The organism is bacterium, assembly GCA_030649025.1.
Taxonomy (GTDB): Bacteria; Patescibacteriota; Minisyncoccia; order JAUYLV01; family JAUYLV01; genus JAUSGO01.
This window is the reverse complement of record JAUSGO010000031.1, coordinates 1-19,297: the sequence shown is the minus strand read 5'-3', so window position 1 is coordinate 19,297 and position 19,297 is coordinate 1. Positions and strand designations below refer to the sequence as shown.

At 50.4% G+C, this 19,297-nt stretch carries 22 protein-coding genes; 19 read left to right on the top strand and 3 right to left on the bottom strand.

What is annotated here, in order from left to right; translation table 11 throughout:
- Positions 1 to 14: 14 nt before the first annotated feature.
- From Q7S09_04480 to rplU, 7 genes are all read left to right on the top strand, one after another.
- Positions 15 to 1,274: a hypothetical protein gene (locus tag Q7S09_04480; protein ID MDO8558411.1), complete on the top strand. Its 1,260-nt coding sequence runs from the start codon at positions 15 to 17 to the stop codon at positions 1,272 to 1,274.
- Positions 1,275 to 1,299: 25 nt separating this feature from the next.
- Positions 1,300 to 1,518, top strand: a complete 219-nt coding sequence (locus tag Q7S09_04475) for a hypothetical protein (GenBank protein MDO8558410.1) — start codon at positions 1,300 to 1,302, stop codon at positions 1,516 to 1,518.
- Between the two features lies 1 nt (position 1,519).
- Positions 1,520 to 2,482 carry a D-glycerate dehydrogenase gene (locus Q7S09_04470; protein MDO8558409.1) on the top strand — a complete coding sequence of 321 codons (963 nt, stop codon included), beginning with the start codon at positions 1,520 to 1,522 and terminating at the stop codon, positions 2,480 to 2,482.
- 69 nt (positions 2,483 to 2,551) lie between these two features.
- The gene (locus Q7S09_04465) at positions 2,552 to 2,926 is read left to right on the top strand and encodes a hypothetical protein (GenBank protein MDO8558408.1); all 375 of its coding nucleotides are present in this window, start codon (positions 2,552 to 2,554) and stop codon (positions 2,924 to 2,926) included.
- The gene (locus tag Q7S09_04460; GenBank protein MDO8558407.1) at positions 2,913 to 3,635 is read left to right on the top strand and encodes a 50S ribosomal protein L25; all 723 of its coding nucleotides are present in this window, start codon (positions 2,913 to 2,915) and stop codon (positions 3,633 to 3,635) included. The genes Q7S09_04465 and Q7S09_04460 overlap by 14 nt, the downstream gene beginning before the upstream one ends.
- A gap of 101 nt (positions 3,636 to 3,736) precedes the next feature.
- The gene (locus tag Q7S09_04455; GenBank protein ID MDO8558406.1) at positions 3,737 to 4,945 is read left to right on the top strand and encodes a hypothetical protein; all 1,209 of its coding nucleotides are present in this window, start codon (positions 3,737 to 3,739) and stop codon (positions 4,943 to 4,945) included.
- A gap of 68 nt (positions 4,946 to 5,013) precedes the next feature.
- Positions 5,014 to 5,343: a 50S ribosomal protein L21 gene (gene rplU, locus Q7S09_04450; GenBank protein MDO8558405.1), complete on the top strand. Its 330-nt coding sequence runs from the start codon at positions 5,014 to 5,016 to the stop codon at positions 5,341 to 5,343.
- A 52-nt stretch (positions 5,344 to 5,395) separates the two neighbouring features.
- Here rplU and Q7S09_04445 read toward each other — a convergent pair whose 3' ends face one another.
- Positions 5,396 to 6,769, bottom strand: a complete 1,374-nt coding sequence (locus Q7S09_04445) for a GIY-YIG nuclease family protein (protein MDO8558404.1) — start codon at positions 6,767 to 6,769, stop codon at positions 5,396 to 5,398.
- Positions 6,770 to 6,850: 81 nt separating this feature from the next.
- On the opposite strand from Q7S09_04445, the gene Q7S09_04440 reads away from it, so the two are divergent.
- From Q7S09_04440 to Q7S09_04415, 6 genes are all read left to right on the top strand, one after another.
- The gene (locus Q7S09_04440; protein MDO8558403.1) at positions 6,851 to 7,912 is read left to right on the top strand and encodes a MoxR family ATPase; all 1,062 of its coding nucleotides are present in this window, start codon (positions 6,851 to 6,853) and stop codon (positions 7,910 to 7,912) included.
- Between the two features lie 2 nt (positions 7,913 to 7,914).
- Entirely contained in the window at positions 7,915 to 8,751 is an 837-nt protein-coding gene (locus Q7S09_04435) for a DUF58 domain-containing protein (protein MDO8558402.1), read from the top strand.
- A 254-nt stretch (positions 8,752 to 9,005) separates the two neighbouring features.
- Positions 9,006 to 10,499, top strand: a complete 1,494-nt coding sequence (locus tag Q7S09_04430) for a hypothetical protein (protein ID MDO8558401.1) — start codon at positions 9,006 to 9,008, stop codon at positions 10,497 to 10,499.
- A gap of 3 nt (positions 10,500 to 10,502) precedes the next feature.
- Positions 10,503 to 11,576 (top strand): hypothetical protein, encoded by a 1,074-nt coding sequence (locus Q7S09_04425; GenBank protein MDO8558400.1) that lies wholly within the window; start codon positions 10,503 to 10,505, stop codon positions 11,574 to 11,576.
- Positions 11,577 to 11,586: 10 nt separating this feature from the next.
- A complete protein-coding gene (locus tag Q7S09_04420) occupies positions 11,587 to 12,189 on the top strand; it encodes a hypothetical protein (protein MDO8558399.1) in 603 nt (200 codons plus the stop codon).
- 9 nt (positions 12,190 to 12,198) lie between these two features.
- Complete coding sequence (locus Q7S09_04415) at positions 12,199 to 13,254, top strand: VWA domain-containing protein (protein ID MDO8558398.1); 1,056 nt, start codon at positions 12,199 to 12,201, stop codon at positions 13,252 to 13,254.
- Positions 13,255 to 13,274: 20 nt separating this feature from the next.
- Here the strand turns inward: Q7S09_04415 and Q7S09_04410 are convergent, their stop codons facing one another.
- Positions 13,275 to 14,330: a trypsin-like peptidase domain-containing protein gene (locus Q7S09_04410; protein ID MDO8558397.1), complete on the bottom strand. Its 1,056-nt coding sequence runs from the start codon at positions 14,328 to 14,330 to the stop codon at positions 13,275 to 13,277.
- 462 nt (positions 14,331 to 14,792) lie between these two features.
- Here Q7S09_04410 and atpB point away from each other — a divergent pair, with 462 nt between their 5' ends.
- A complete protein-coding gene (gene atpB, locus Q7S09_04405; protein ID MDO8558396.1) occupies positions 14,793 to 15,536 on the top strand; it encodes a F0F1 ATP synthase subunit A in 744 nt (247 codons plus the stop codon).
- Positions 15,537 to 15,658: 122 nt separating this feature from the next.
- A complete protein-coding gene (atpE, locus tag Q7S09_04400) occupies positions 15,659 to 15,895 on the top strand; it encodes an ATP synthase F0 subunit C (GenBank protein ID MDO8558395.1) in 237 nt (78 codons plus the stop codon).
- 251 nt (positions 15,896 to 16,146) lie between these two features.
- On the opposite strand, the gene Q7S09_04395 is transcribed toward atpE, so the two are convergent.
- Positions 16,147 to 16,542, bottom strand: a complete 396-nt coding sequence (locus tag Q7S09_04395; protein MDO8558394.1) for a hypothetical protein — start codon at positions 16,540 to 16,542, stop codon at positions 16,147 to 16,149.
- A 183-nt stretch (positions 16,543 to 16,725) separates the two neighbouring features.
- Between Q7S09_04395 and atpF the strand changes: the two genes are divergently transcribed.
- The 4 genes from atpF to Q7S09_04375 form a co-directional block, all read left to right on the top strand.
- Positions 16,726 to 17,229: a F0F1 ATP synthase subunit B gene (atpF, locus tag Q7S09_04390; protein ID MDO8558393.1), complete on the top strand. Its 504-nt coding sequence runs from the start codon at positions 16,726 to 16,728 to the stop codon at positions 17,227 to 17,229.
- A gap of 9 nt (positions 17,230 to 17,238) precedes the next feature.
- Positions 17,239 to 17,613 carry a F0F1 ATP synthase subunit delta gene (locus Q7S09_04385; GenBank protein MDO8558392.1) on the top strand — a complete coding sequence of 125 codons (375 nt, stop codon included), beginning with the start codon at positions 17,239 to 17,241 and terminating at the stop codon, positions 17,611 to 17,613.
- Between the two features lie 8 nt (positions 17,614 to 17,621).
- Positions 17,622 to 19,154: a F0F1 ATP synthase subunit alpha gene (gene atpA, locus Q7S09_04380; protein ID MDO8558391.1), complete on the top strand. Its 1,533-nt coding sequence runs from the start codon at positions 17,622 to 17,624 to the stop codon at positions 19,152 to 19,154.
- Between the two features lie 33 nt (positions 19,155 to 19,187).
- A partial coding sequence (locus Q7S09_04375) for a F0F1 ATP synthase subunit gamma (protein MDO8558390.1) occupies positions 19,188 to 19,297 on the top strand: 110 nt, incomplete at its 3' end.

The following is a 19,297-nucleotide window of genomic DNA, read 5'->3' as shown; positions in this document are numbered from 1 at the left end:
TAAACTTTGCGGATATGGAACGGGAAGAATCGTTCAATAAAATAGCGGCCATCCTGCGCATCCCCATCGGGGATCTTTATGCGTTGGAAGCAAAAATGGCCAAGGCGACCGGAAAGACGACGGTCATTGAAAATATCGCCGCGGAGAACGCGAAGCGCGTGCTGTTGATCCGCAATATGTTCGGCCTGCATAAAAACGCGTCAGCCGAACAGGCATACGGAGTGTTGCTGGATGCGCTCCGCCAATCGGACGCGGAACTCTACGAGCTTTTTCGCAAGCCGGATGGCACAACGCTTGAAGGACTGCACTCGCTTTTTAACTTCGCGTATGAATTTGTGTACCCGCCGAAGGGGTTTTTTCTCAAGGAAAAAAAAGCAAAAGAATTTCTCTATCAATATCCTCCCCAGAAAATCCTTTCAGCGCTAGGCTACGCTTCGGTTCAGGAACTTCTGGCCAAAGAGAACTTTTATGAAGTATTTGCCGCGCTGCGCATTGTGGAAGGCTCGGAATGGCTCAATACGGTATTTTTCAAAGCCTATGAAGCGTTGACACCCGCTGATTTTGAAGAGCGGCCCATTGTCATGACGGTGCTTGGGGGCAAGTGGCTTGAAATTGCAAAAAAATTCCAAAAAAAGAAATATCATAACGTGAGCCACCTGAAAGAGCTTGGTGTTATCTTCGTGATACCAGACCGCATAGATACGCCGGGAGAGACGCTCCGCCTCTATGGCCTTTTGAACCATTATCTGCACGAGGTAAGTTTTTATGCCAAGCTCATGCGTCGCTATGCGCAACGTCCGGATTTTGCCCTGCGCCTCATCTCGCTTTTCCGGGGAGACGTACCCAGACCCGACCAGGCTCTGGGCGAAGGAGCGCGTTGGCTCATCGTACAGCGGTATCTTGCGAAAGAAGACGAACGGCATCCGCTTCTTTTTACCCCGCATGTCAATCCCGAAGCGCTCCATTGGAGGAGGACCGAACGGGACATTGCGCGGCTTAACGACCGTTTTGCGTTTACGAACGTGGGGTTCTGGTATAACCTTGATTTTGTGGGGGATATCTTCAAAAGCGAGCAAGATGGGTCGGAACGCCTTATCAGTTTCGACCTCCTGGACAACATCATGGCGCTTGTTATGGAAAAACACATGATAAAATACCTCTATCACCAGCAAGAGGCCTTGTGGAATAAGATATTTATGGAATACATGGGTGGCGAGGAGGTGTTGGAAAAATTGCTCATAGAGCATTTTGAAGGCCAAGTCATTTCTTTGTGATTTTTAACACGCAAAGCGTATGGTCATGACGGAACAAAAATCGGCGGCTACCAGCATTGTCATAGGAGGCGAAAGCTACCGCGGAGGCATGCTCTATTGGGGAGTTATTGCCATGGTCGTGGTTGTGTTTTTAGTTACGACCATCACGTATTGGCTTGATACGCTTAGGGTCATTGATGAAAATACTCTCGGAGCAATAGAAATTAAACGTTCGCGGGATTTTCCCCGTTCCGGTTCTAATTAACATGGCAAAAGTCTTTATCACTCGTGGAATTCCCGAGCCCGCCCTCTCTTTACTAAAAGAGAAGGGATTTGACGTTTCGGTAAATCCTTACGATCGGGTTCTTACAAAAGAAGAAATTTTAGAGAGCGCAAAAGGATGCGACGGGCTTATCTCGCTTTTAACCGACAAGATCAATGCGGAGGTTATGGATAGCATTGGCGTCCAGCTTAAAATCATCGCGAATTACGCGGTGGGATTCGACAACATAGATATCGCTGCGGCTAAGGAACGCCACATCGCAGTCACTAATACCCCGGGAGTGCTCACCGAAGCCGTCGCGGAACACGCCTTTGCGCTTCTTATGGCCATAGCGCGCCGCATTCCAGAAAGTGACGCGTTCACTCGTGCGGGAAAATATATCGGATGGGCGCCCATGTTGCTACTGGGGAGCGAAGTGCACGGCAAGACCTTGGGCATCGTTGGACTTGGACGGATCGGAAGCGCGCTCGCCCAGAAAGCGGTGAAAGGATTCGGCATGAAGGTGCTCTATCACGACGTGAAGCCGAATAGTGAATTTGAAAAGGAATTTTCGGCACAGTATCGCGCTCTTCCCGAGCTTCTGCGCGAAGCGGATTTCGTGAGTATTCACGTGCCTTTGCTCGAAACCACGCGCCATCTTTTTGGGGAAAAGGAATTGCGGGGAATGAAAAAATCCTCCTATCTCATCAATACGTCTCGGGGACCTATTGTGGATGAGGCGGTATTGGTACGGGCTCTCAAAGAAGAATGGATCAGAGGCGCGGCCCTGGATGTGTTTGAGAATGAGCCCTCCCTTGCATCCGGACTTGCGGAGCTTCCGAACGTGGTTTTGACGCCGCACACCGCTTCAGCAACGCATGAGACCAGGTCAGCCATGGCACGCCTTGCCGCCGAGAATATTATTGCAGTTTTTGAAGGCCGCACGCCCCCGAATCTTATCCCGTAAAGATAAGATGGGGCGGGGGTTGACGTTTTGAGGAGCCGGTAGTATCTTAAGTGATTGTTGAGTACGCACATGAGACATAAAAAACACCAGCATCATGTTTTTGGACACTGCCCGATGTGCGGTCTTGGCTACGATTCGGGTTGTATCGAGATGTTGCGAAAGGGCGAGCGTTTTACGGTAGTGCATGCCGAATGTTCCCGGTGCCGCAGTTCGGCGATCCTCACGATCCTTTCCGGGATGCTGGGAATGGTGACGACCATGGGCATGCTCTCGGATCTGGCAAGAGCCGACATCGAACGTTTTTGGAATGCCTCGGAAATCACTTCCGATGATGTGCTCAACGTCCACGTATTTTTAGAAAAGCGCGTGTCGCGGACGGCAGAGGAAGGCGTGCTACAGAGCGGGCACGGCACCAGTAAATCACTAAACTATGCAGACGCATAAACTTGTCGGAAAACCAAGAACCGTTCTTGGTAAAAAAGTAAAAAGATACCGCAAGGATGGTTTTATTCCCGCGGTACTTTACGGTGGAAAACATAAGGGCGCCGTGCCTATTTTAGTTGGGGAGAAGGATTTTTTGAAGGTATATAAAGAAGCGGGTGTAAGCTCCCTTGTTTCACTCCAGATCGGCCAGGACGATATTCGGAAGGTGCTGGTGCACGATATGACGCGTCACGCGCTTACGAATCGTTTTTTGCATATTGATTTTTATGAAGTGCGCATGGACGAGAAGCTGAAGGCAAAAGTCCCGCTGGTGTATGTGGGAGAGTCTTCTGCGGTAAAGAACGAAGGCGGCATGCTTGTGCGCGCGATGCAGGATATAGAGGTAGAATGTCTTCCGCAGGACTTGCCGAGAGAACTGGAAGTAGATATCTCGCTTCTTAAGAAATTCCATGACATGGTCCGCGTCAAAGATATAAAACTTCCCAAAGGAGTTTCCGTGGAGGCGAATTTGGATGTGGTTATTGCGCTTGTCGAAGAGCCCCGCACCGAAAGCGAGCTTGAGAAGCTTAGTGAGGCTCCCGAGGAACAGGCCGCGATTAGTCAGATAAAGGTGGTTGGCGAGGAAGAGCGTAATAAGAAGAAAGAAGAAGCTGTCCAAAAAGAAGAAAATTTAAAATCTCCGTCTGCCGGAAAGCAGGCTAAGGCCTAAGAGACTTCTTGGGTAGTCTCTAAATGCTACTACTTTCAAATTTTTACAGGGACTCTCTTCGAATTTGTGCTTCAGGATGCATCATTGTATGCGTTTTTTTATTGTGTCGAGACGCATATGCCGACCAGACGCTTCATGATTCTCTTTTTGAACTTCGCTCGCAGATCCAGGGCTATAAAACCCGTATCGAAGAAAGTTCTCAAGAGGTGAGGTCCCTTCAGGATGCCGTCTTGCTTATTGAGACTCGCAAGAAAAAACTCTCGCTCGAAAAATCCCTTACGCAATTTTCTATAGCCGATACAGGCCAGCGTTCCGCGGATATTGATCGAAAGATCTCCGAATACATGAAGCGCATCGCCAGGGAGCGCGGCATGCTCGCCGAGCTCCTACGGGATATCGATACGTCGCAAAAACGCCGGGTACATCTCGTGCTTTCCGCTTCGAACTTTTCGAGTTTTTTCGATACTGTGCATAGTACCGAACTTGTGCACCGTGCGGTTCGGGAAAGCGTGGGGCTTATCCGGGAAGAACAGCGAAATCTCGATCGTCAAAAAAGAAGCCTGCAAAAACAGAGCCACGAACTTATTCTTTTGCATGAACTCGAGCTTCGCCAGGAATCCGCCCTTTTTCAGGAAGACATCCGGAAAAAGGCAATCGGCGCGTATACGCAAAAACGAGGGGTGCTTTATCAGGATCTGTTACGTCGGGCGGAGCTGGCGTCAGTTTCTTTACAGCAGGAGTTTTTCGATCGAGAAGGGGTAGGAAGGGAACTTTCTTTGGCCGAGGCATATGCGCATGCCGAGACTCTCACGCGCCGAGTTAACATACGGCCGGCATTCTTGCTGGCGCTTGTCGCGCAGGAATCACGTTTTGGCGCCTCACAGGGCTCCGGGAACTGGAAAGATGACATGGAGCCATCCCAATGGCCCGGATTTCTTATCATCGTGCAGAAGCTCGGACTTAATCCCGATACGGTCCCGGTATCCAAAAAACCTTCCTATGGATGGGGAGGCGCGATGGGACCGGCTCAGTTCCTTCCTCTTACCTGGCTTGGGTACGAAGACGGTATCAAAGAATTGACAGGTCACGCGCTGCCTTCCCCATGGAATATTGATGATGCGTTTGCCGGAACGGCTTTAAAACTTGCCCAGGCCGGAGCAAGCGAAAAAACCGAGGCTACAGAGCGCAAGGCCGCGCTTATATATTTTGCCGGAGAAAATTGGGATAATCCCGCCTTCGCTTTCTATGCCGATAGCATTTTGGAGCTTGCGGGAGACATCGAGAAAGAGTTGAAGCTTCCTCCTGCATAGGGCTTGTCTTTTTGGTTCCGACAGGATACACTACGTTCAAGGCGTTGAGTTAGCGTAAAAGAACATCTATGTCCGACAAGCTGGCAATTATAAAAACCGGAGGGAAACAATACATTGTTTCTCCGGGAAAACGGCTAAAAGTGGAGAAACTGGGGAAAAACACCGGAGAAAATTTTTACTTTGGAGAGGTGCTTTTGATTGGCAACGCAAACGGCGAAAGCGTTACGGTCGGGAAACCCTATCTGCCATCGGCGCGCGTTGCGGCGAAAGTTATTGTTGGGGAAGGCAGAGCACGAAAAATAAAAATGCTTAAATACAAGCCCAAGAAACGCTATCGCAGACGTATCGGTCATCGCCAGTCGTTTACCGAAGTTGAAATAGAAAGCATCACATCATAAATCCCGCGCCAGTTACGCGGGATTTAATTTTCTCTGTTTCTGTGACGCATGTCTAAGTTCCGGAAGATCGTAATTTCCGATGGTAGGTAATTGCGAATCGGTGCGCTTCGGCTTGAAGATGGTTCAGAAGATGCCGGAGCGGGCGGGGGAGGCGGGAGCGGGGCATAGAGCTTATAGCTTTTAGCTCATAGCTTTTAGCCTCAAATGTCATGTAATGTAATTCGTCCTTTCCCTTTGCCAATCCTAGGATTGGCATGTATTGGATATTGGGTATTGGATATTGGGTATTGTACAACGCTGTAAGCGTTGCGCTCATTTGTCCTTTTCCTCCGTCCACCGCAAGTATATCGGCTATCGGCCATTCATTGTGCCGCAGGCGGCGCCAGATGACTTCTTGCATCATGGCCGTATCGTCGATGCCGCGAACAGTTTTTATGCGGAACTTGCGGTATTGGCTTTTGTCGGGCAAGCCATCGGTGAATACAACCATGGATCCGACAGCCCATGTTCCCTGGATATTCGACATATCGTACATCTCAATGCGGCGCGGCGCTTTTGGCAGATCTAATAACTTTTGCAGGTGACTCAAGGCCTTTTCGCGCTCCTCTTTGATGTCCCGGTTTGCCACGACTGCACGATGTCTAAAAACTGTCTCAAGCGCCCGAAGTTGATCGCGCAGGAGCGCTGCTTTTTCAAATTCATTTTTTCGGGCAGAAATTTTCATTTCGCGCAAAAGCCTGGCGCCTAGCGCATAACGTTTTCCGCCAAGAGTTTCCGCGAGCGATAAGATTCCCTGCCGGTATCGGCGCTTAATTTCTCCGTAGTTTTTTAATTTTAACCTTGCCTCTTTAAGGCAACAGGCGCCGGCGCATCTTCCAAGAAGGGCAGCAAGGCAGGGCCGTCTATGCGGTGTTTTGCAGATACAGTAAGGAAAAATTTTCCGCAGATGTTTTAATGTCTGTTTGAGTGAGCCCCCGTCCGTAAAAGGCCCGATGTATTTGGCTTCTTGTCCGTAACTTATGGATTTTAAGGGCGTGGAAGGCTGGTGTGTCAAAAATACTTTTGGGAAAGGCTCTTTGGTAATAGCGACAAAAAAATAGTTTTTGTCGTCCCGCAGGAGGATATTGAATCTGGGTTTCAGTTTTTTAATGAGTTCGGCCTCGCGAATGAGCGCTTCCGGCTCCGAATCGCACAGCTCCCACCGGACCGCGCACGTTTCTTTAAGAAGCTTTGCCTTGGCAGGATTAGCCGTATCCGCATTTGCAAAGTGTGACCGAAGACGCGTTCTAATATCGATAGCCTTGCCGATGTAAAGGGCTTTTCCTGCGCGGGACAAAAAGAAATAAACCCCGGTATTTTTTGGGGCCGCGGAAAAATTTTTCAGAAGCAGTTTAATCGGGATGTTATATTTTGACAACGGGAACATTATTTTATACTATAACATGTACTCAAGAAGTACAGGGTTCCTTGACATACATTCAATTTTTTTAGAGAGGCAGGCAGAAAAATGGACAAAGATACCGAATTACTCGGGAAAGACAAGCTTCCCCATAATGACATGGGGCGAGCGTTCCTTGAGAAATATGGGCGTGCCCTCAAAGAAGTGCACAAACCCGTTATTGCCCTGGACGAGCAGGTTGAGCTTTTATACATTGGTATCCTTGCAAAGGGACATGTGATTTTGGAAGGCGACCCGGGCGTAGGGAAAACCCTTCTCGCAAATGCCGTTGGGCGGACTATTAACGCACAAAGAAGCCGCATTCAGTGTACGCCGGACCTTAAGCCCGCGGAGATACTCTACAGATTGGCCGGGTTTGGGGACAAGGACGGCGGCGGAAAACTGCAGGACATGCGCCTTGGCCGCGGCGCGCTTTTTACGCAATTCTTGCTTGCGGACGAGATCAACCGGCTGGCTCCCAAGACCTGCTCGGTATTTCTGGAAGTTCTGGAAGAACAGCAGATCACTTTCGAGAACGAGACGGTGAGTCTCGGCGAGTTTTATGTGTGCGCCGCAACACAGAATCGTGTCGAATCTTCCCAGTCCACGAATCAGCTTCCCGAAGCGCTTATGGAGCGGTTTATGCTCAACATACTCGTTCCGTACCCTTCTCCGGAGCTTCGGTGCCGTGTCGATGTGCACAACGCCGAGGAGCTCATGAATGACGTACAACTCGTCTTCGACGTCAAGGATTTCGTTGAAGTGGGAAATGCTGTTTTCGACCAGTACGTGCGGAGCCACGATCACGATGATGTCATTGTGCGCTACAGCGATAGCATTATTGATGCCATCTTCAATCACGCCGTTGTTCGCAGTCCCAAGACCGGCGCCGAAGGATGGGCGCCCGGCATCCGCGCCGGTGAAGACATGCTGCGTGCAGCCGCTGCGCGCGCATTCCTGAACGGACGCGACCGCATCGAATTTGGCGATATCCGGGCATTAGCGCGGCCCGTACTGCGTTTCAAATTCTCTCGCGATCCCCGGCTCTCCAGAAAATATGGAATCACTTCGAACAATCAGGTCATCGAGGAAGTGTTGCGCAGTGTTCCGATAGGCGGGAAGGGGGTGTAGCCATGTGGGAAAACCTTCCCCTAATCATCAAAAAGCGCGTCCGCCAGCGTGAAGGGGATTGTCTCGCAAGTTCTCTTGTGGATGAGGATGGCTTTGAGCCTCAGGGTATGCGCGAGTTCTCACCCGATGACCCGCCTCGTGCCTTGAGCGTCCGCGACTATCTTCGGACGGGACAAATGGTCGTTGTCGAAAAACATCCCGACCGGAACGCCCTCGTACTTTTTCTTGTGGATGTTTCCGCCTCAGAATTTCTTGGCTCTGCGCGCTTGAAACACGCCGCATCGCTCGATGTCATGCGCGGTCTTGCAACCGCATGTCTCGCGAGAAACTTCACTATTGTTGTTTTCGCTTTTACGACTCGCGTCGAATTCGAGTCCCATCCCATCCGTAGCATGCATGCCCTCGAAAGCGTTATTGCCCAGATCGAAGTTCTCGCGCTTACCGAAAAGAAGACCGACCCCTCTTCTGCCCTCAATCGCGCATGGGACGTCGCGATGCGTCCGCAAGATCCCGCAGATCTTATTTGTATCGTATCGGACTTTCTTTTTCCGAATACGGATACGACAGACCTGGAGATGCTTGCCGATGCCTGCGATGTCATCGCAGTGGCGCTGCGTGATCCGCTCGAAGAATCGCTGCCGCCGTTTGCAGGGGGGGTCATGCTGCGCGATGCGGAAACGGGAGCAACATCCTGGGCATCGTCAGTCGGCGATTACGATCCTCTGCCAGGTCTTGAGCGCGTTGGCATAGACGCCTGCCTGCTCCGGACATCGGAGTCCGACGTGGAGCACTACGAAAAACTCTCCGATTTTTTTGAAACTCGGCGGGAAGAGATTTAACATGAAGCCATGGGTACGTCCCATGGCTTTTTCTTTTTACCGGGGGACCTCACATGAATCTGGGCCTTAGAGTCCGGGGAGGATGTCATTATTTGTTAGGCAATACCTCGCTATTCTTTATTGATCCGGTTATCCGTTCCACATATGGGCTCCCTTAATATAGGAGTTTGACTTTCCCCAATCTCTTCGGTACGCTACAAAGTACGATTCTGTAAGTTATTTTAAAACTCAATACGCTTTTAGAGAGGTGGATCATGAAATACTTGTCAAGAAAGTTCCGTTTTGCGCCGTTTGTGCTGCTCTTCGGTTGCCTTTTTCAGGGTTATGCAACGGCTCAAGATGGTGGATTTTCCAACGAATTTGGACAATCCGCTCAACCTCCCGCAGCTGCGGAGGCTCCGGTGCCCAAGCCTTCTCCCGAGGAAGGAAAGACCGCGCCGCCCCGTCGGCCACCCGTGCTTGTTAGTGTTTTGGCGGAGCGGGAAGTGTTTGTCGGAGACGAGCCCGTGAAATTCCATTATGTTGTAAGATCTCTTGCCGGCGTTCGCGTCGAAGTTGATGCCGGTCAGGACCTAGCGCCTTTCTCGGTAGTCTCAATCGCAGTGGGAAATCGCATAACGCTTCCCGGTGCGGAAGGAGTGACGGCGCAAGAGTTCACCGTTGTCCTGCGACTTCTGGGAAACCTTCCGCTTGGCGCCTATGCTGTGCCGCCCCTTGCCGTCCGCTATGAGTACGACGAGATTATTCCCGGTGCCGATGGCAAGGTGACAAAGACGCGGAAAAGCAACACAGCGCTTTCGAAGAGTGTGAAACTCGAAAAAGTTCCGCTCTACGTGCTGACGGACACCTTGCATGAGGTCGTGCATATCGGCGACCCGAATGTTCTTACGCTTTCCATCCATGCCAGTGCCGAAGCAGAGATCCTTAATGAACATCCGCCCGAAAAACCTCAGGAAGGCATTGTGTACCTTTCATCGTTTTCTCTGGACAAGCCTTTTGCGATGCTGGCTCGTCATCGGGAAGAGGCGGTGGGAGATTCCGGAACGTACCGCGTTGTTGCGTATCGCTATACCTATCTGGTGCTCGATATCCAGAGCGAGCCCTTCAAGGCCCCGGTTCCTCCGGTGCTTTGGAAATTGCGAAAGGCCAAGAAAGGGGCGTCTTCGGACATACGCACCATATCGCCCTCTTCGGCAAATGTTACGGTGCGCAGCATTCTTAAGAAGGATTCGGTTCTCGAGCCACAAAAAGGCATGCCTGACACCGATCCGATGGAACGGACCTTTTTCTTCATCGTTCCAGCTACGCTTGCCGCACTGCTTGCCGTTGGACTTGCAGGTTTCGGAATTTCCCGGCTTATCACGTTTCTTGCCGCACGCAAAGCGCGCAAGAGGCGGCTACCGGTTTCCACAACGGCCGGTGACGAAGAACTACCCGAACCCGTCTACGAAACATCGTTCTGGGCATGGTTGAGGCTACGGTATAAATTACGCAATGCCTGGCTGGAATATAATCGCGCTCCTTCAAAAGACGGATGCATGGTGTTGCGGAGCTTGGTGGCGCGCTATGCAGTTTCCCGTATCAGGGGTGAAGGCCGTATCGACCGTATTCAAGCGGCAAGTTTTACCGCCGATGAGTTTGCCGGCATTTTGGATCCGTCCTGGATCCAAGTTCTGGCGCGGCTTGAACATCAGCTCGAAGGGGATTCCTATACAGCTATTCCGATATTTTTGGGGAGTTGGAGGTAACCAATGACATTCACACATGGTGTCTACTTTCTCCTGCTCCCCCTTTTTATTCTCCTTTGGGTGTGGGCAGGACGTTCTCGGCAATGGCTTCTGCAGCCATCGAAGCTCCAGGTCAAGCGCTCGGGCATTTTCTCTCGCGCAGTGTTGAGGCTTCCGCTTTTGCTGTGGCTTGCCGTCTCAACGCTTCTTATCTTCGCGCTCGCGCGGCCCGTCTCAACGCTGAAAACGACGTACCTTACGCTGGAGAAGAAAGTTTGCATGATATCCTATGACGTTTCGACGAGCATGGGTCGGGAGTCGGGAAGCACGATGGAAAAGATCCGCATTATGGCCCTTGATTTTGTGCAGCTTCGCAAAGGAGACTTCGTTGGCGTTTCGGCGTACAGCGGAGCTTCCTCTAATACGCGGGGCCGGGGATATGCAGCGATCTTCACATATCCGACGGAGGACCTTGCCCAGTCGGAGGCGGCTATCAGGACCCTCGAGGCAACGATGCTGGGCCCCTACACTGCCATTGGGGATGGCATTTTTATCTCGCTCATTGCGCTTATCGAAGAAGATGCGCGTGGAAGGCTTGGCGAGCGTTATGACCGCTGGCTCCTTGAAGCCAGCGTCGACAGCCTTGGTACACCCGAGGAAGACCTTACTTATGCTCGGGAGGTCGCTGACCGCGTAGGCCCTCAAAAGGGGAAATTCGTACTCCTTTTTACCGATGGAAAATACAACACCGGCATACATCCACTCAAAGCCATCTGGTTCGCCAAGCAGCTCGGTATCAAGGTGCACTTCGCGGCATTCGATAGTTCCGCGGCTACGGGTTTGAGCGATGAGGAAGGTCAAAAGCGCAAAGCCGAAATTGCTGAAGCAGTTGTCGCGACTGGCGGACTCTACCGGGAAAGTGCCGACGTTGAAGGTATCGCCGCCATCTTTCAGGAAATCAGCCAGGCCGAGAAAGCAAAAGTTGTCATGGAGGGCGAGCTCAAAGAAGAGAATCAGCAAAAACAACTCTTCCAGTTGGCGGCTGTGCTCTTTATTGCCTGGGTCTTCATTGAGAACTTTTGGATGAAAATTCCATAAGGAGGTGCCTATGCGCACATTTGGTGTTGGTTTGACTGTTCTTACCATTGCGGTACTTGCCGCATGGTGCTGGATATACCGTGGCTACGAAAAGACGGAACAGGCCTTGCGCGTTCAGGAGCAGAGCGGTAGCTATGCCGGTATGCAAAAAACCCTGGCTAGCTACACCGCAGAACGCCGTTCATATCCATTACAGAAGCTGAAACAATTCGAACGTTTTGCCAATCGTCTTTCGTATGCCAGCGGTGTTGCCGCAGCGGGACTGGGGGACGGAACGAAAGCCGAAGCGCTGTTCCGCGAAGCCTCACGTTCTCCCGAAAACGCAGTTGCGTGCAGCGCTCTTTACAACGGCGCGGAGTATCTTGTGGCGCGCAATGAACTTGATGCGGCGCGCGATCAGTACCGCAAGGTTCTGGAATGCGCTCCGTACGACGTAGCTGCGAAAATAAACCTCGAACTGCTTTTGAAGCGCATTCAAGAGCGGAATGCTCGGCAGGCCGCACTGAAGAACGGCAAGGGAGACCCGAAAGAAGGCATTAGTGACTACTGGAGCCGGCGTATTCCGGAGCAGAATGGCCAATCTGAGGGTTCTTCCCAACGCGTCTGGAGATAGGAGGTTGTGATGGATTCGATAGCATTCACGCACGGTGCGTATCTGCCATATGTGCTTGCCGCAGCAGCTTCGATCCTGGTCATATGCCTTCTTGCGGTCCGGCGGCGGAACAAGATATTGGCAATGCGCGGTTCTTACGCCGGCAGAGTGTTTCGCACGTGGCGTCTCTTTCTCTACGCATGCGCCATTTCACTTGTCGGCCTGGGTATCGGAGTATTGCTTCTCGGGCCCCACGCCAAACTGACGGAACCGCAAACGGAGTACGAGCCGCTTGATATTGTTATCGCTCGAGATCTCTCGCTCTCGATGTTGGCGCAGGCGAGCGACGACCGTTGCGGCCCATCGCGCTTTACAGTTGCGCGTCAGGAAGAAAAAGAGTTCTTGCGGATGATTGAGGAGCGGGGAGTCGACCGCCTGGGGCTTGTTGTATTCTCCAGGTTCGGATACCGGATGGTCCCTGTGCTAACGCGCGACTATGTGTTTTTCCGGCGCGTCTCCGGCACGATCGACGAAGAACTTATTCCCGATCTTCTTGGCGGAACAAATCATTGGGATGCAGCGCTGGAAGCGACCAAGATTTTCAAAAAAGAGTCGCCTCATAAGCGCCTTCTCGTTATTATGACGGATGGTGAGCCCGACGGTCCGCCGAACATTCTTGCCGAACGTAGAGTCGAGGCTTTAACGGCGCTAAGCGAACTCGGAAAAGTGTCCGTATATATTATCGGCATCGGAGATCCCGCAGTCTCTTACCCCATACCGAAAACGCGTGAAAAGAATGGCTGTCCCGGCGAACTCTATGTGCAGACGGAGGGAGAAGAAGTAGGGCAGATCATCTTCACGAAGCCCGATACAGTGAGTCTGGCGATGCTTGCTTCGGAGCTTGGCGGCACCTATCGCCACTCCCGTACCGGTTCGGAGCTTGCCGGAATGTTACACAATATCGTGACAGAAGAGCGCGTCCCGATAGGTACCAAGTATGTGACGCGATATCAGGATCTTACCAAGTATGTCCTATGGGGGACCCTTGGACTCCTGTTTATCTCAGTACTATTAAAAAGCCCTTAGAAATTTTCTAAGGGTTTTTCTTATGGGGATGGCCGTTTGGCGACCGTAATGGAGAATAATTTCGGAGGCGCCTTGCCGCGGCGCACGGCGAGCGAAAGTCGTGTACCGGGAACACTGTTTCGTACCAGCCACTCAAAAGCTAATGACTCTGTTTGCGGTTTTCCGTCGACTGATTCAACGCAGTCTCCCTGCTTCAGCCCGCCTTGTACTGCGGGGCTTGCGGGAACGATGCTTGTTATGACAACGCCGCGAGTATCGGGCGGCAGGTCGAATGCGCGCGCGACGTCGCTGGAGAGATTCTGGGTAGTAATGCCGATCCATCCCAGAGCTACTGAGCCGCTTTTTATTTGTTCGTATATGGTCTTGGCGACGTTGCCGGGAATTGAGAAACCAAGGCCGATCGACGTTTGGGTATTCGAAAGAATGAAGGTATTTATACCGATCACCTGACCATCAAGGTCCAAGAGAGGTCCTCCGGAATTTCCGGGGTTAATGGCCGCATCCGTTTGGATGACGGGATGCGAGGGCACCTCCCGCTGTCCGGCCTGGGTCATGACGCGGATCGCGCTTATAATGCCGTGTGTCACCGAGTTTTGCAGACCAAGAGGTGAGCCAATGGCAACGACGATTTCTCCGACGTTTACCGTTGCCAGATCTCGGAATGATGCGGGTTTTAATTTTTCTGCAGGGGCCGTTGTTTTAATGATCGCAATATCGGTATCGGATGCCACACCTTGGAGCGTTGCCGAAAATTTCTCGCCGTTCCAAAGACTGATCTGAATGTCCCGAATGGGGCCGTTTATCACGTGTTTATTAGTGACAATATACCCATCCGTATCCATAACAATTCCGCTCCCAGTACTCTCGCTCGGTCCTGCGCCCTGGTCCGTAGGGGAAAATGGTGTTGAAAATCTGACGCTGATGTTCACTACGGAGGGGAGAGCGACGTTTGCAGCGTTTTTATAGGAATCACGTGTAAGCGGCTGGTTCTGCGCCAAAAGCGGCAGAGCGAAGAGCACATACAGGGGCATTGCGGTACCGATGATCTTGACGATGCCTCTCATTGGATATTTCATGCCAGAGTATCTCCTTTGTAAAGGTCCATGCTTCTTGACTATGCGCGGTTTTTTTAAATTGTCAACAATCTTGCAATGTGGAAAAATGCCGTATTGACATCCTCGCGCGTTTCGCGTAACATGGAGGCGGTTTTCCGCCCATGACCTCCCTACTTACGAAAAAGAACATATTTCATTTAACATTTGCGATTCTCCTGCCGCTTCTGGTTTTTGGTATTACCGGGCGACTTTTGGATAAACATTTCGGCACAATGCCGTGGATCTTCCTGGGCGCGATATTGGTGGCAATGCATATAACTTTAGTAATACTAATTTTCCGGCTTAAAAAAGTGTTTTCATCGTTCGCAATGCAAAATGCAAAAATCAAAGTGCAAAATGACAATGTAAAATGACCAAATGGATCATTTTAAGATTTTGAACTGTCATTTCAAATTTTGAGATTTACATTTTACATTTTCTATCATGCACATTTCCCTCTCCGCAGAAAAAATTTTTACCCTGTTCGGCGTCTTGCCCGTCACCAATACGCTTTTAATGTCGTGGCTCGCGATTACTGTATTGATTGTATTTGCATTTGTGGTAAGGCAAGGCCTTAAGCCGGTACCCCAAGGGGTTATGCAGAATGCCGCAGAAGCGGTCATTGACGGGGCGGTGTCATTCATCGAGGAGGCCGTGGGATCGCGAAGAGATGCCGAGCGCTTTTTTCCCATTGTCGGAACCATTTTTTTCTTTGTATTGCTCTCGAATTGGATGGGAATTCTGCCGGGCGTCGGTTCTCTGGGTTTTCATGAAGCAGGGGAACACGGCGATGTCTTCGTGCCGCTTTTCCGTTCAGTAAATTCCGATATCAATATGACCTTGGCGCTTGCGGCATCTTCTGTTATCATAGTGCACGTTGTGGGCGTCGCCACAATCGGTTTTTTTAAGCATGCCGGAAAGTACCTAAACTTTAAAAATCCCATCTTGCTTTTTGTGGGGATTCTTGAATTGGTCGGGGAGGTCGCCAAAATGGTCTCGTTCTCATTCCGATTGTTCGGCAATATCTTCGCGGGAGAGGTACTGCTCACTGTAATTGCGTTCCTTGTTCCGTATATCGCCCCATTGCCATTTTTGGGACTAGAAATCTTTGTTGGATTTATGCAGGCGCTGGTTTTTTCCATGCTCACGCTCGTATTCTTAAAAATAGCAACAGAAGAACACCATTAGCATTAACTCAAAAATCAAAGTTCAAAAATCAAAATTAAGGAGTGAAAGTTTTTCTCGCAGGAAAAACCTTCACGATATTCCAAAATTTTGCATTTTGAGATTTGCATTTTGAATTTCTTCTTATGCCAGAATTATCTCCTGATGTCCTGAAGTCTTTTGCAGCCGCGGCTTCTATCGCTGCAGGAGCTTTTATGCCGGCGCTTGCCATTGGCTGGCTTGCCGGAAAAGCTATGGAAGCGATAGGCCGCAATCCCGAAGCGGCGCCGAAGATCCAGACGGCAATGATCTTGGCGATCGCGTTTGCGGAAGCCATTGCGATCTACGCCCTGGTTGTGGCGCTTATTATCAAGTTCGTATAAGCGTGTCTGAAATCCTAAGTGCCCTGCGCGCATGGATTTCAGGAACACGCTCTTTACCCCCTCACTCATCCCGCCGAGACGTTATCGGACTATCATACAAGAGTCGCGGTAACGGCTACGCCTCATGGAATGTGTGCATCGGAAAAGTATCGAAAGGATGAGTGAGGGGGTTCAATTTTGTAGCCGCTCGGGCGATGTCTCATGTCTCTCGCGGGCAAAATTGAAAAAAGCCGAATACGATTATTCGGCTTCTAAGAGAAGAGGAGATAGACATTTGCGACTGTAGCGTAGAAACGAAAAATCATTCCGACGAGAAGAGCAAGCCGGGCATAGGCATGACGTTTTCCGAGCGTGATTCCGACCGCGAGCATGAGGGCGGTAACGATGCTCCCGTGGATCAAAAGTCCTATCCCAAAGCCGTATTGCTCAAAAAGATATCGTGCAAGGGGATTGCCTTCGTCGTGCGCGTCTCCCAGCATGAGATAGCAGAGCGTGGTCGTTGCCCAATCAAACAGAGATCCTATCGAGAACCACAAAAACCATTTCTGCCACCTTACGTTCTGCAACAATTCCAACCTACGATAGGCAGCAATAACTCCAAAGGAGATCGCCACCATGATGACTATCGATATTTGATAGTGGCTCACAGGGCGCCTCCCATATTTTTTAAGATACAAAACCTTTTTTTAGAGTACACCTTCTGGGACGAACTTGTCAATGTACCCATTTAAGTCTGAAAGGATTTTTCGTTATGATCCGGCTACAGCGGATCAAACGCCAAGGATGACACGATCTAATTAGCTCTAAAAATTTTCCAGATTTAGGCGGATATGGAAGAACTTATCCACAAACTTGGCATCGATTGGAAACTGCTTTTGGCCCAGGCAGTGAATTTTTTGATTTTACTCTTCTTGCTTAAGAAGTTTCTCTATAAACCCGTCATAGAACTGCTTGCAAAACGCAAAAAAGATATAGAAGAGAGTGTCTTGTCGGGCGAGCGCATTGCCAGAGAGTTGGCGGACATTGAGGCGCGAAAAATCGCAGAGATCGATGGGGCAAAAAGCCAGGCCGATATGATACTGCGGGAAACGCGCCTCCTCGCGAAAGAAAAAGAGCAGGAATTTTTGCGTGCTGCGGAGCAAAAAGTCGAGAAACTCGTGAAAGAAGCCCGTCAACGGATCCGCGAGGAGCAGGCCCGTGCAATGGATGAGGTTGCCGGAGAGGTCAAAGAACTTGTTTTTATGGTTACCGAGAAAGTGCTTCGTGAGCGCCTGCCCGAAAAAGTCTACGATGAATTTGTGGAAGAGGCGATTGTAGCTGCACAAAAAAAGTAATTTGTACCCATGAAATACTCGGCAAAACATTATGCCAGGGCGCTCTCCGAAAGCCTCCGTGACGCCCAAAAGGAAGAATTTTCAATACGCATCAAGACGTTTTTTGGCATATTAAGAAAGCATAGGGCGTTGAAACTTTTACCGTCCATCCTGAAAATAGTTGAGGAGCTTATGCAGGGAAAGGGCGCAGAAGCACTTGTTGCCAAGAAGCTTCCTCAAAAAACTCTGATACAGATACAAAAATTATTTGGTACTGAATATATAGTGAAAGAAAAAACCGTGCCGGAGGTTCTTGGAGGCATGGTGCTTATGTGGGATGATTGGCGGGTGGACGGAAGCGTGCGCGGAAAGTTACAAAAGCTAAAATCGCATGTAGGTAAATAATACTTTTTATGTCGATACTTATAGAAAAACTGAAAAAAGAAATTGAAGGATTCCGCGCCGAGATGAAAGCAGAGAACATTGGGCATGTCATCTCGATCGGAGACGGCGTAGCCCGCATTGACGGGCTATCAGAAGCGATGGCGGGTGAGATGCTTGAGTTTGAAACCGCACAAAACACAAACGTGCACAAAACACAGACAGTTTTTGGATTGGTGTTAAATTTGGAGGAAGATGCAGTTGGCGCTGTTGTGTTGGGCGATTATGCGCAGATAAAAGATGGCGATGTGGTAAAAAGTACGGGTAAGATCCTCCAGGTTCCCGTGGGGGAGGCAATGCTGGGTCGGGTGGTGAATGCTTTGGGCGAGCCGATCGACGATAGGGGGCCTATACAAACAAGCGACTACTATCCGGTCGAAAAAATAGCTCCGTCGGTCATCAGGCGCGAATCGGTAAAAACCCCCCTTCATACGGGTATTAAAGCCATCGATGGCATGATTCCCATCGGGAGAGGACAGCGCGAGCTTATTTTAGGAGACCGGCAGACGGGGAAAACCGCAATTGTGATCGATGCAATACTGAATCAGCTTAATGAACCTCCGGAAACCCGCCCAATTTGTATTTACGTGGCCATTGGCCAGAAGGAATCTAAAGTTGCGCGCATGGTCGCGGAGCTTTCACGTCGCGGCGCTATGGAATACACCATCGTAGTTTCCGCTTCGGCGTCAGATTCTGCACCGCTTTGGTACATAGCGCCGTATGCCGGATGCGCGATGGGGGAGTACTTCATGGACAAGGGACGCGATGCGCTGATCATTTACGACGATCTGACAAAGCATGCCTGGGCGTATCGACAAATTTCGCTTCTTCTGCGCCGTCCGCCGGGCCGTGAAGCGTACCCAGGGGATGTTTTTTATCTGCACTCACGGCTTTTGGAACGCGCAGCAAAGATGGCAAAAAAATATGGGGGAGGATCGCTTACGGCACTGCCCATCATCGAAACCCAGGCGGGGGACATATCAAGTTACATTCCTACCAACGTCATTTCCATCACAGATGGGCAAATATATCTTGAAAGCGATCTTTTTTATCAAGGCATACGGCCTGCGATAAATGTGGGGCTTTCCGTATCGCGCGTGGGATCGGCTGCACAAACCAAAGCCATGAAAAAGGTTGCCGGCCAATTACGTCTTGAACTTGCGCAATTCAGGGAGCTTGCGGCTTTTGCGCAATTCGGCGCGGAACTGGAAGAGGCGACGCAAAAACAAATTGAGCGCGGAAAACGCCTGACAGAAATTCTAAAACAGGTTGATCTGGCGCCCATGCCTCTTGAAGAAGAGGTCTCGATGCTCTATGTGGCCGTGTCGGGTCTGCTTGACGATATTCCGGTTGAGAAAATCGGAAGGGTTTCTGAAAAATTTATTGAGTTTCTGCATAATCACAAGCAAAAGACTTTGGATGCGATCCGGACGACAAAAGAACTCTCCGAAGAGAATGAGAAAGAGCTCCTGGCCGCAATAGAGGAAGTGAAGAAGTTGGCATAGTTTTTTATATAGATATCCCGATACAGTATCGTTATGCCATCCATTCGCGATCTTAAAAGAAGAATGAAGTCAGTGGCAAACACGGGGAAAATCACCCGTGCTATGGAGGCGGTTGCGGCAACGAAAATGCGAAAAGCCCAGCA